The organism is Pedococcus sp. P2_A3, from assembly GCF_056405035.1.
The window spans coordinates 227,146-239,530 of record NZ_JBFUCW010000002.1; the positions used below are offsets into that span (position 1 = coordinate 227,146).

Consider the following 12,385-nt stretch of genomic DNA (forward strand, 5'->3'; position numbering starts at 1 on the left):
CCCGGACCACCGAGGGGCCACCGTCGGTTAGCGTCGCGGGCATGAGCGTGGGCACCGTCGTGCGAGACCCGTGGGGAGTTCCCCAGCTGTGGGCTGCGGACGTCATCGGCCTGTCGCGCCTGCAGGGACGGGTGTGTGCGACCGACCGCGTCTGGCAGCTCGAGGTGCAGCGCCGGCGTTCCGAGGGACGGGTCGCCGAGCACCTCGGGCCCGGCTGGGTCGAGTGGGACACCTTCGCCCGGCGAGCCCGGCTCACCGACACCGCGCAGCGCTGCTTCGAGCGCCTCGACGACGAGACCGCGCAATGGGTCGCGGCCTACGCCGACGGCGTGAACGACGGCCTGGGCGACGCCATGGCGACGAACGCAGCCCCGGAGCTCGGGGAGCTCCAGCCCGGCGCCTGGGACCCGTGGACGCCCATCGGCGTCCTGCTGACTCAGCACGTGCTCTTCGGGACGCTGGGCGACAAGCTCTGGCGTGACCGGGTGCGTCGGGAGGCTCCGGGCGCGTGGGACCTGCTGTGCGGGCCGAGGCACCCGTCCGTCGCAGCGTGGGACGGGGTGGCCGCGAGCGGCAGCAACGCCTGGGCCGTGGCCGCCGAGCGATCCGTCACGTCGCACCCGTTCGTGGCGGGCGACCCGCACCGGTCACTCGAGCTCCCCGGTGTCTACCAGCAGGTGCGCCTCGCGTGCCCTGAGTTCGACGTCATCGGTTTCGCCTTCGCCGGTGTCCCCGGCACGCCGCACTTCGCGCACGCCGGAGGGGTGGCCTGGGGCATCACCAACGCCATGGCCGACTGCCACGACGTCTTCGTGGAGGAGCTGCGCCGCGCAGGCGGGTCCGTCGAGTCCCGCGAGGCGGATGGGTGGGCTCCGGCCCGGTCGCACCGAGAGGTGGTGGCCGTGTGCGGCTCGGACCCGGTCGAGGTCGAGGTCGTCGAGACGGCCCGTGGACCCGTGGTGGTCGGCGACGTGGGCGATACCCGCTGCCTGTCTCTGCGGATGGTCCCGCGCGTGGAGGGCGATGCCGGCCTCGCGGCCTCCCTCGCGCTCCTGCGGTCCCGCTCGGCCGCGGACGTCAGGGCCGCCTGGCGAGGCTGGGTGGAGCCGGTCAACGCCGTCGTCACGGCCGACAGCGCCGGCACGGTGCTGGAGTTCACGGCAGGACTGGTGCCGGACCGCGACCCCGCCAACCGCGAGGGGCCCGTGCCGGGGTGGGACCCGAAGCACGCGTGGACCGGCTACCTCGACCACACGCAGTCCCCCGTCACCGACGTCGCCGTGCACGCGAACCACGCCACGCGGCATACCGCGTCGTTGGGGCGTGACTTCGCCAGCCCGGACCGCGCCAGGCGCATCGCCGACCTCCTCGCCTCCACCCCTCGCCTCGACGCCGACACCCTGCAGCGCATCCACACCGACACCTTCCACGCGCCCGCCCGGCGCATCCTGCCGAGACTGCGGGGTCTGACTGGCCTCAGTGCGCCGGCGGCTGCGTTGCGCGACGAGCTGCTCGACTGGGACTGCCGCATGGACGCCGACAGTCCCCTCGCCCACCGGTATGCCGTGCTGCGGGCTGCGCTCGTCGCCGCGCTGGGTCGCGTCGACGCCTTCGCCGGCCTCGCGGCCGAGTCCGACCTGCCGGGCATCTTCGCCCCCTGGATGTCGCTGGGGTTGCGGGTGTCGGTGCGGCTGGAGTCCTTCCTCGACCAGCCTCCCGAGGGGTTCGACGTCGCCGCGGAGCTGGCGTCGGCTCTCGAAGCGGCTGCCTGCGCACCCGAGCGCGTGTGGGGCGACCGACACCGACTGGTCCCGATCCGGATCGGCCCGCCCGGGGAGCGGCCACCCGAGCAGGTCGGCGTCGCGGGCGACCGAGACTGCGTCCTGGCGACATCGAGCCTGCCCGACTCGGAGGACCGCTTCGTCCAGGCTCCGGCCGCGCGCTACATCTGGGACCTCGAGGACCGGGCCCGCAGTCGCTGGGTGGTGCCGCACGGCACCGGGGGCCCGACCGGGTCGGCGCATGCCCACGACCAGCAAGCCCTCTGGCTGCGGGGTGAGCTCACCGCCGTGCCCGACCACGCCCTGGCCGAGCGTCCCTGCCTAGACTGACGCGCGTGACCAGGGAACAGGAGCGCGCCAGGGCGCGCCGCCGTGCGGAGAAGTTCGAGGCCAAGCAGGCCCTCAAGGAGCGGGAGGCGGCGCGAAACCGTCAGGTGGCCGTCGTCGTGGCGGCCGTCCTCGTGGTCGTGGCCGCGTTCGTCTTCCTGACTGCCCAGCTCGGCAAGGACACGAAGACCCCCGCCGCCGCGCCGACCACCCCGAGTGCCAGCAGCGCCACGACCGCAGCCGTCGAGGGCTGCACCGCGGCGCCCGCTCCCCCGAAGACGGTCACCAAGACCGCCAAGCCCGCCAAGGCGACCGCTGCCGGCAAGACGTTCGCGGCGGTGGTCACGACGAACTGCGGCGACATCACCCTCCAGCTCGACGGCACCAAGGCCCCGCAGACGGTGGCATCGTTCGTCGGGCTAGCCAAGGCCAACTACTTCGCCGACTCCCCCTGCCACCGCGTGACCACCAGCGGAATCTTCGTGCTCCAGTGCGGTGACCCGCTCGGCGGCACCGGCCCCGGGCCCGGATACTCCTACGGCATCGAGAACGCCCCCAAGGACGGCACCTACCCCAAGGGCACCCTGGCGATGGCGCGCACGAGCGACCCCAACAGCAACGCCGACCAGTTCTTCATCGTGTACAAGGACACGAAGCTGCCGACCGAGGGTGGCGGGTACTCCATCTTCGGCACCGTGACCGGCGGTATGGATATTGTCGAGAAGATCGCCGCAGCAGGTGTGAGCGGAGGTGCCACCGATGGCGCCCCGGCCGCACCCATCAGCATCCTCAAGGTTGCTGTGACCGAGAAGAAGGCCTGACCGTGACCGAGCAGACTCCCCCGGCCGACACCACTCCCGAGCCCGACGACAGCATGGCCCCCGATTCCGCTGCAGCACAGCCGGAATCGGCACCCGAGCCGGAATCGGCACCCGAGCCGGTCGTCGCTCCCGAGCCGGAGGTCGCTCCCGAGCCGGACGTCGCTCCCGAGCCGGTCGCCGCAGAGCCAGCCGCCGCAGAGCCAGCGGCCGAGGTCGCCGCCGAGCCGGTCGCGGAAGTGGCGGAGCCCGAAGTCGCCGCCGAGCCGGTCGTCGAAGCCGCCCCTGAGCCTGCTGCGGTCGAGCCCCCGGCGGAGCCCGAGGTCGCCGCCGAGCCGGTCGTGGAAGCCGCGGAGCCCGCGGTCGCCGCCGAGCCGGACGTCGAAGCCGCCCCTGAGCCTGCTGTGGTCGAGCCCGCGGCGCAAGCCGCTCCGGAGCCGGTCGTCGCACCCACCCCCGCCGCCAAGCCCGTGCCTCGCCCCACGCCGAAGCCCGGTCCCGTGCCGACGCCGGCGGCGGTCCGCAAGGTCGCGCACGCACAGCCCGCAGCCCTGACCGTCGCTGCTCCCCCCGGCCCACCGTCGGAGACCTTCGGCCGCGTCGCCGAGGACGGCACGGTCTTCGTGAAGGTGGCCGACGGTGAGCGCGAGGTCGGCTCCTACCCCGGCGCGACAGCCGAGGAGGCCCTGCACTACTTCGCCCGCAAGTACGACGAGCTGTACGCCTCCGCCGACCTGCTGCACCAGCGGCTGACGACCACCGAGCTCTCGTCCAAGGACGCGACCGAGGGCCTGGCCAAGCTGCGCGAGCACTGTGCCGAGGCCAACGTGGTCGGCGACCTCGCGGTGCTCGACGCCAAGATCGCCGAGATCGAGTCCCTCGTGAAGGCGCGCAAGGAGACCGAGGCCGCAGAGCGCAGTGCCGCGCGGGCCGCGGCCGCCGTCGAGCGCGAGGCGATCGTGGCCGAGGCAGAGCAGATCGCCGGGCAGCCCGAGAACAAGGTCCAATGGAAGAGCAGCGGTGCGCGCATGCGTGAGCTGCTCGACGAGTGGAAGACGCACCAGCGCGGCGGTGCGCGGCTCGACCGCGAGACCGAGGGTGCGCTCTGGCAGCGGTTCAGCCAGGCCCGCAACTCCTTCGACAAGGCCCGCCGGGTGCACTTCGCCCAGCTCGAGGGCACCCAGGCCGAGGCCAAGGCCGCCAAGCAGGAGCTGGTCAAGGAGGCCGAGGCGCTGGCCACCAGCACCGACTGGGGCCAGACCGCCGGTGCCTTCAAGCGCCTCATGGACCGCTGGCGCCAGGCCGGCCGCGCCTCCCGCGCCGACGACGACGCGCTGTGGGAGCGGTTCAAGTCCGCCCAGGACTCGTTCTTCTCGGCCAAGGACGAGATCGCGGCCAAGGAGGACGAGGAGTTCCGCGGCAACCTCGCCGTCAAGGAGCAGCTCCTCAAGGAGGCCCAGTCCATCCTCCCCGTCACCGACCTCGAGGCCGCCAAGGCCGCGCTGCGCACCCTCCAGGACAAGTGGGACGCCGCCGGCAAGGTCCCCCGCGGCGACGTGGACCGCATGGAGAAGGGGATGCGCCGCATCGAACAGGCCGTCCGCGACGCCGACGACCAGCGCTGGAAGCAGTCGAACCCCGAGGTCGCGGCGCGCGCCCAGAGCATGGTCGACCAACTCGAGGCGTCGGTCTCCTCCCTGCGCGACGACCTCGCCAAGGCGCAGGCCTCGGGCAACGAGCGCAAGGTCAAGGACGCGCAGGCCAAGCTCGACGCGCAGGAGCAGTGGCTGGAGCAGGCCCGCGGCAACCTCGACGAGTTCGGCGGCTGACGCTCGCCGCACCCACGCGTGGAGCGTCCGCGTCCCAGCGGGCCGCCGTCCACAGGAGAGCCTCAGGCCTTGGCGGCCGTCGCCTTGGTGCCGGTGATCCGGTAGACGTCGAAGACGCCGTCGATCTTGCGGACCGCCTTCATCACGTGCTCGAGGTGGCTCGGGTCGCCCATCTCGAAGGTGAACTTGCTGATGGCGACGCGGTCGCGCGAGGTCTGCACCGACGCCGACAGGATGTTGACGTGCTGGTCGGAAAGCACTCGCGTGACGTCGGACAGCAAGCGGTTGCGGTCGAGTGCCTCCACCTGGAGCTGCACGAGGAACACCGACGCCGACGACGGCGCCCACTCCACCTCGATCATCCGATCCGGTTGCGAGAGAAGGGATTCGGCGTTCGTGCAGTCGGTGCGGTGCACTGACACGCCGTTGCCGCGGGTGATGAACCCCATGATCGGGTCGCCGGGCACCGGGGTGCAGCAGCGCGCGAGCTTGACCCAGACGTCGGCGGTGCCGACCACGACGACTCCCGGGTCGCCGGTGCGCCGGCGCATCGACCGCGTCGGGGTGGTCGCCTCGGCGAGGTCCTCGGACGCCCCTTCCTCCCCACCCAGGGAGGCCACGAGCCGGCCCACCACGTGCTGGGCGGAGACGTGGCCCTCGCCCACGGCGGCATACAGGGCGTCGATGTCCTGGTATCGCAGCTCGGAGGCGAGGCCGGTCAGGGTCTCGACGGTCAGCAACCGCTGGAGCGGCAGCCCCTCCTTGCGCATGGCGCGCGCGATGGCGTCCTTGCCGGTCTCGATGGCCTCTTCGCGGCGTTCCTTGGAGAACCACTGCTTGATCTTGTTGCGGGCCCGCGGTGACTTGACGAAGGTGAGCCAGTCGCGCGACGGGCCGGCGCCGTCGGCCTTGGAGGTGAGCACCTCGACGACGTCGCCGTTCTCGAGCGTTGACTCGAGCGGGACGAGGCGACCGTTGACGCGCCCACCGATGCAGTGGTGGCCGACCTCGGTGTGCACGGCGTAGGCGAAGTCGACCGGCGTGGCCCCGGCGGGCAGCGCCACGACCTCGCCCTTGGGCGTGAAGACGTAGACCTCGCGGGCATTGATCTCGAAGCGCAGCGAGTCGAGGAACTCCCCCGGGTCGGCGGTCTCCTTCTGCCAGTCGAGCAGCTGGCGCAGCCACGCCATGTCGTTGATCGGGCCGGTCTCGCCGTCCTTGGCACCCTGGGCCGGCGCCGTGCCGTCCTCCTTGTACTTCCAGTGCGCCGCGACGCCGTACTCCGCGCGGCGGTGCATCGTGTGGGTGCGGATCTGGATCTCGACGGCCTTGCCCTCAGGACCGATGACGGTCGTGTGGAGCGACTGGTACATGTTGAACTTGGGCATCGCGATGTAGTCCTTGAACCGCCCGGGCAGGGGGTTCCACCGCGCGTGCAGGGCGCCGAGTGCGGCGTAGCAGTCGCGGACCGAGTCGACCAGCACCCGGACCGCCACGAGGTCGTAGATGTCCTCGAAGTCGCGGCCGCGCACGATCATCTTCTGGTAGACGGAGTAGTAGTGCTTGGGGCGCCCCGTGACGGTCGCCTTGATCTTGGCGGCCCTCAGGTCCTCGCTGACCTGCTCACGGACCCCCGACAGGAACTCCTCCCGCGCCGGCGCACGCTCGGCGACCAGGCGCACGATCTCGTCGTAGACCTTGGGGTACAGCGTCGCGAAGGACAGGTCCTCGAGCTCCCACTTGATGGTGTTCATGCCGAGGCGGTGCGCCAGCGGGGCGTAGATCTCGAGGGTCTCGCGGGCCTTGCGCTGGGCGGACTCGACGGAGACGTAGCGCCAGGTGCGGGCGTTGTGGAGGCGGTCGGCGAGCTTGATGACCAGCACCCGGATGTCGCGCGCCATCGCCACGACCATCTTGCGGACCGTCTCGGCCTGGGCCGCGTCGCCGTAGGTCACCTTGTCGAGCTTGGTCACCCCGTCGACCAGCATCGCGACCTCGCGCCCGAAGTCCTTCTCGAGCTGGGTCAGGCTGTATGCCGTGTCCTCCACGGTGTCGTGCAGCAGTGCGGCTGCGAGGGTGGCCGGCGTCATGCCGAGCTCGGCGAGGATGGTCGTGACCGCCAACGGGTGGGTGATGTAGGCGTCGCCGGACTTGCGCTTCTGGCCGCGGTGGGCCTCCTCGGCGACGACGTAGGCCCGCTCGATGACGGTCAGGTCGGCCTTGGGGTGCGTGGCACGAACGGTCTGCAGCAGCGGCTCCAGGACCGGGTTGGTCGGGCCGCCGCGGCTGCCGAAGCGGGCCAGCCGGGCACGCACGCGGTTGGCCGAGGACGCACCGGTGGGCACCGGCCCGGTGACGACGTCCTCACTCATGGCAAGAGCCTACGTGATCGCTCGCAGCCGCCGACGGGGATGTCTCAGTCCCCGCTGACCACCACGGTGGTGTGCACGTCGCGCCCCACCAGCCGCTCGCGGCCGTGGAGGAAGTCGAGCTCCACCAACGCCTCGAAGCCGACGACCCGGGCGCTCGCGGCCTCCAGGAGCTCCCAGGCAGCTGCTGCCGTGCCCCCCGTGGCGAGCACGTCGTCGACCAGCAGCACCCGCTCGCCGCCGACGAACGAGTCCTCGTGGATCTCGATCGACGCGCTGCCGTACTCGAGGTCGTAGGACACCGAGCGGGTGCGGCCGGGCAGCTTGCCCGCCTTGCGCACCGGGACGAACCCGATGCCGAGCTCATTGGCCACCGCGGCGCCGAAGATGAACCCCCGGGCCTCGATGCCGACCACCAGGTCGATGGTGTCCCGGCGCCGGTCCGCGATGTCGCGCACCACGGCCCCGAAGGCTGCGCCGTCGGCGAGCAACGGCGTGATGTCCTTGAAGACGACGCCGGGCTTCGGGAAGTCAGGGATGTCCCTCAGCCGGCTCGAGATCAGGTCGACCAGCGAGGTCTCGGCCCGGCTCATCGACGGACTGCCTGCACCGACGCGCCGCCGCTCACCGACGGGACTTTGGGGGGCGCTTGGGCTGGTTGCGCGGGCCGCTGGTGGCGTACTTGTGGGTCTCGCGGACGACCCCCGTGCGCGCGGCCGACGAGACCGGCTCACGACCCTCGGCCAGCTCCTCGGCGTCGGGCCGGTGCTCGATGGGCGCGGCGTCGGAGGCGGAGACGACCCCACCGTGGCGGGCCTGGTAGCGCGTCGCCTTCTTGTCGAGGTCGACGACCGCCGGCTCCTTCATGCGCAGGTGCACCAGGAGCGGCGTGGCGATGAAGATCGACGAGTACGCACCCACCGCGATGCCGACGAACAGCGCCAGGGCGAGGTCGAGCAGCGTGCCCGGGCCGAGGAAGACGAAGCCGATGCCGAGGATCGACGCGATCGGCAGCAGCGCCACGATCGTCGTGTTGATCGAGCGCACCAGCGTCTGGTTGACCGCGAGGTTGGCAGCCTGCTGGTAGGTCAGACGACCGTTGCCGAGCGCCTCGGTGGTGTTCTCGCGGACCTTGTCGAACACGACCACCGTGTCGTAGAGGGAGTATCCGAGGATCGTCAGGAAGCCGATCATCGTGGCCGGTGAGACCTCGAAGCCGGCCAACGCGTAGATGCCCACGGTGATGAAGAGGTCGTGGAGCAGGGCGACGAGTCCGGCGACGGCCATCTTCCACGTGCGGAAGTAGACCGCCATGACGAGCGAGACCAGCCCGAGGAAGACCAGGAGGGCCTTCAGGGCCTTCTGGCTGACCGAGGCGCCCCACGACGGACCGACGAACGACGCCGAGACGTTGCCGACGTCGGTCTTGAACTCGCTGGCGAGGGCCGTCTGGACGGCGCGGATGTCGTTCTCGCCGAGCTTCTCGGTCTGGACACGGATGGTGCCGGTACCCACCCGAGTGACCTCGGCGGCGCCCGCGTTCTCGACGGTGCTGACGGCGTCCTTGGCCCGGGCCTCGTAGCCCTGGCTCGAGGCCACCTTGGAGACCCGGAACTCGGAGCCCCCTCGGAACTCGAGGCTCAGGTTCAGCCCGTGCCAGACGAGGCCGAGGGCGGCGATGAGCACGAACACCCCGGACAGGGCGTACCAGCGCTTGTACCGGCCGACGAAGTCGACCGACCGCTTGCCGGTGTAGAGGTCGTTGCCCAGTGCGGCGAAGTTGATCACAGCGCGCTCCCGTCGCTCGCGGTCCGTGCGTTGGTCGGCATCGCGACCCGTCCACGCCCGGCATACCGGGGCTTCTGGGCCTTGGCGCCGAGGCGCTGGGGGTCGAGGCCCGACCACCGGTGACCGCCGCCGAAGAACTTGGTGCCCGCCAGCAGCGCGACGAGCGGGTGGGTGAAGAGCACGACGATGAGGAGGTCGATCAGCGTCGTGAGGCCGAGCGTGAACGCGAACCCGCGGACGTTGGACGATGCCAGCAGGTAGAGCACGAAGGCGGCGAGGAAGTTCACGCCGTCAGCGGCCAGGATCGTGCGTCGCGCGCGCCTCCAGCCGGTGTCGACGGCGGCGCGCAGCGGCCTGCCCTCCCGCACTTCGTCACGGATGCGTTCGAAGTAGACGATGAACGAGTCGGCGGTCACACCGATGGCCACGATCAGACCTGTCACCCCGGCCATGTCGAGGCGGAAGTTGTGTGACCACCCCAGCAACGCGATCGACACGTAGGTGAGGAGCGCCGCGATGATGATCGACGCGACCGTGACCAGGCCGAGGGCGCGGTACTGCGCCAGGGAGTAGAGGAAGACCAGGGCGAAGCCGATCAGGCCGGCGATGAGGCCCATGTGGAGCTGCTCGCTGCCGAGCGTGGGGCTGATCTGGTCGCGGGTCTGGAGCGTGAAGGACAGCGGCAGGGCGCCGAACTTGAGCTGGCTGGCGAGGTTGCGCGCCGACTCGATCGTGAAGCTGCCGGAGATGCTGGCCCGCCCGTCGAGGATGGCCGCCTCGAAGTACGGCGCCACGATCACCCGGGAGTCGAGGGTCGCGGCCATCTGGTTGCGAGGCGACTCGAGCGAGACCATCCGCTTGCTGGCCTCGCCGTACGCCTTGGTGCCCTCGGACTTGAAGGTCAGGGTGATCTCGACCGTGCTCGACGGCTGGCCGTTGCTCAGCGGGCGGTAGCCGGCTGCGGCGTCCTTGATCTGGTCACCGTTGACGACGACGGGGCCGAGGACGTACTTCTCCCGGCCGTCGTCGCTACAGGTCACGAGCGGCTTCGCGGGGTCGTCGACGATCTTGTCGGTGACGCCGGGGACCGAGCAGTCCAGGGCCTGGTAGGCCTTGGAGATGTCGTCAGTGATCCAGGCCAGGTCGCTGGAGTTCGCCGGCTTGGTCGTCGAGCCGCTCGGAGCGGTGGTGGCGGTGCCGGTGGGGGTGCCGGTGGCGGTGCCGGTGGGCGTGGGGTTCGTCGTGCTCTTGACGAACGCGCCCGGGAGGCCGGAGCCAGCCGTCGTCGCGCTGCCGGTGGCCGCGGGGACGGTGCTCGTGGCGGTGCCGGTAGCTGTACCGGTGGCCGTACCCGTACCGGTCGGTGTGCCGGTGGAGGTCCCGGTCGGGACCGGCTGGTTGGTGCCGGGGGCGGTGGCCAGCACCGGTCGGAAGCGCATCTGGGACGACTTGCGGATGGCGTCCTCGGTCGTCTTGTCGAGGCTCTTGCCCGGGACGCTGACGACGATGTCCTCGCTGTTGCGGGTGGTCACCTCGGCGCCGGCGACGCCGTTGGCGTCCACGCGCTGCACGATGATGTCGCGGGCCTGGCTCAGCTGCTCGTTGGTCACCTTGGTGGTTCCCACGAGCACCGGCTTGAGCACCAGCTGGGTGCCGCCGTCGAGGTCGAGCCCGAGCTTCGGAGCCCATTGCGCGTCACCCCAGGTCGTGGCGGCGAAGAGCAGGCCGTAGAGGCCGAGGGTGACGGCCGCCAGCGCTGACAGGATCTTCAGCGGCTTGCGGTTGTACGGGTTGATTGCCACGTGCAGGGACCTCTACTCGGTGGTGCCGGGGGTGACCGGGCCGGTCGGCGCCGTCTTGGTGCCGATCGCCCGCCGGTCGTAACGGACGGTGACCCCGGGGCTGATCTCCAGGGTGGCGGTCTTGTCGTCGAGGGACTTGATGGTGCCGTACAGCCCAGAGGTCGTGCAGACCTCGTCGCCGACCGCCAGGGTCGCCTGGAGCGACTGCACCTCACGCTGGCGACGTCGCTGGCTGAACACCATGAAGACGATCAGCAGGACGGGCAGCGCGAAGATCAGCAGGCTGGCGACGGGCGAGCCGCCGCTGGAAGCCGTGACCGCCGTCAGCGTGGCCGGCATGCCTAACGTCATGGAGCAGTCCCTTCGGGTTGAGACGGGTGGTGCGGCGCCACGCAGCCGGGCACACGCAAGTCCCCGACTCCAGCCGGGGGACCGCCCGAGTGTAGGTGACGCACGGCATACCGACCAACGTGCCCCACCGTGGCTGCGTTCCAATTGTGACATTCGGCGGAGCCGTGGGCATCGCTGCGGCCCCACCCGGTATGCCGCGCTGACGCGGCGCGCGGGTCAGCCCCCGAACCGACCTTCGCCGGTGTCGAGCGGGAGGCTCGGCTGCGCGGCGTGGCCGGGCGGCGGGGTCAGCCCGAGGTGTTCCCAGGCGAGGGCCGTGGCCGCCCGCCCGCGTGGAGTGCGGGTGATGAAGCCCTCTCGGACGAGGAACGGCTCGGCGACGGTCTCGACTGTGTCGGCCTCCTCCCCCACCGCCACGGCCAGGGTCGAGAGCCCGACCGGGCCACCTCCGAACCGACGGCACAGGGAGTCGAGCACGGCGCGGTCGAGACGGTCGAGGCCGCGGTCGTCCACGTCGAACAGGGCGAGGGCGGCGTGCGCGGCCTCCTCGTCGACGACGTGGCGGCCGTGCACCTGGGCCCAGTCGCGCACCCGGCGCAGCAACCGGTTGGCGATGCGCGGTGTGCCTCGCGACCGTCGCGCGATCTCGGTGATGCCGTCGGTGTCGGCCGACACCTCGAGCAGCCGCGCGGATCGCTCGAGGATCGTGACGAGGTCGTCGGCGGCGTAGAAGTCGAGGTGACCGGTGAACCCGAAGCGGTCGCGCAGTGGAGCGGGCAGCAGGCCCGCCCGGGTCGTGGCGCCGACGACCGTGAAGGCCGGGAGCTCGAGCGGGATGGCCGTGGCGCCCGGGCCCTTGCCCACGATGACGTCGACCCGGAAGTCCTCCATGGCGAGGTAGAGCATCTCCTCGGCCGAGCGGGACATGCGGTGGATCTCGTCGAGGAAGAGCACCTCCCCCTCCATGAGCGAGGACAGCACGGCAGCCAGGTCACCGGCGTGCTGGATCGCGGGGCCACTGGTGATGCGGATGGGTCGCTCCAGCTCGGTGCCGATGAGCATCGCCAGCGTCGTCTTGCCCAGCCCCGGGGGGCCCGAGAGCAGCACGTGGTCGGGCGGCGTGCCCCGGCGCCGCGCGGCCTCCAGCACCAGGGACAGCTGGTCACGCACCCGCGCCTGCCCGGTGAACTCGCTCAGCCGACGCGGGCGCAGGGCCGCCTCGACGGTGCGCTCGTCGGCCTCGCCATCGGGATCGACCACACGCGCCGTGGCGTCGATCGACGAGTCCTCGAACATCTCGCTGGAGAAGCCGTCAGCCAT

At 71.3% G+C, this 12,385-nt stretch carries 9 protein-coding genes; 3 read left to right on the forward strand and 6 right to left on the reverse strand.

Annotated elements, in window-relative coordinates; all coding sequences use genetic code 11:
- The first annotated feature begins 41 nt into the window (after positions 1 to 41).
- The 3 genes from AC1DX8_RS03135 to AC1DX8_RS03145 are packed head-to-tail and all read left to right on the forward strand — an operon-like array spanning position 42 to position 4,755.
- Positions 42 to 2,111: a penicillin acylase family protein gene (locus AC1DX8_RS03135; RefSeq protein WP_477628440.1), complete on the forward strand. Its 2,070-nt coding sequence runs from the start codon at positions 42 to 44 to the stop codon at positions 2,109 to 2,111.
- A 5-nt stretch (positions 2,112 to 2,116) separates the two neighbouring features.
- Positions 2,117 to 2,929, forward strand: coding sequence for a peptidylprolyl isomerase (locus AC1DX8_RS03140; protein ID WP_477628441.1), 813 nt, complete (start codon positions 2,117 to 2,119; stop codon positions 2,927 to 2,929).
- Between the two features lie 2 nt (positions 2,930 to 2,931).
- Positions 2,932 to 4,755, forward strand: coding sequence for a DUF349 domain-containing protein (locus tag AC1DX8_RS03145; RefSeq protein ID WP_477628442.1), 1,824 nt, complete (start codon positions 2,932 to 2,934; stop codon positions 4,753 to 4,755).
- A gap of 62 nt (positions 4,756 to 4,817) precedes the next feature.
- Here AC1DX8_RS03145 and AC1DX8_RS03150 read toward each other — a convergent pair whose 3' ends face one another.
- From AC1DX8_RS03150 to ruvB, 6 genes are all read right to left on the reverse strand, one after another.
- Positions 4,818 to 7,127: a RelA/SpoT family protein gene (locus AC1DX8_RS03150; protein ID WP_477628443.1), complete on the reverse strand. Its 2,310-nt coding sequence runs from the start codon at positions 7,125 to 7,127 to the stop codon at positions 4,818 to 4,820.
- A gap of 44 nt (positions 7,128 to 7,171) precedes the next feature.
- Positions 7,172 to 7,717, reverse strand: a complete 546-nt coding sequence (locus AC1DX8_RS03155) for an adenine phosphoribosyltransferase (RefSeq protein WP_477628444.1) — start codon at positions 7,715 to 7,717, stop codon at positions 7,172 to 7,174.
- Between the two features lie 31 nt (positions 7,718 to 7,748).
- The gene (gene secF, locus AC1DX8_RS03160) at positions 7,749 to 8,912 is read right to left on the reverse strand and encodes a protein translocase subunit SecF (protein ID WP_477628445.1); all 1,164 of its coding nucleotides are present in this window, start codon (positions 8,910 to 8,912) and stop codon (positions 7,749 to 7,751) included.
- Positions 8,909 to 10,714 carry a protein translocase subunit SecD gene (gene secD, locus AC1DX8_RS03165; protein WP_477628446.1) on the reverse strand — a complete coding sequence of 602 codons (1,806 nt, stop codon included), beginning with the start codon at positions 10,712 to 10,714 and terminating at the stop codon, positions 8,909 to 8,911. The genes secF and secD overlap by 4 nt, the downstream gene beginning before the upstream one ends.
- A 12-nt stretch (positions 10,715 to 10,726) precedes the next feature.
- Positions 10,727 to 11,065, reverse strand: a complete 339-nt coding sequence (gene yajC / locus AC1DX8_RS03170) for a preprotein translocase subunit YajC (protein ID WP_477628447.1) — start codon at positions 11,063 to 11,065, stop codon at positions 10,727 to 10,729.
- 216 nt (positions 11,066 to 11,281) lie between these two features.
- Entirely contained in the window at positions 11,282 to 12,385 is a 1,104-nt protein-coding gene (ruvB, locus tag AC1DX8_RS03175; protein WP_477628448.1) for a Holliday junction branch migration DNA helicase RuvB, read from the reverse strand.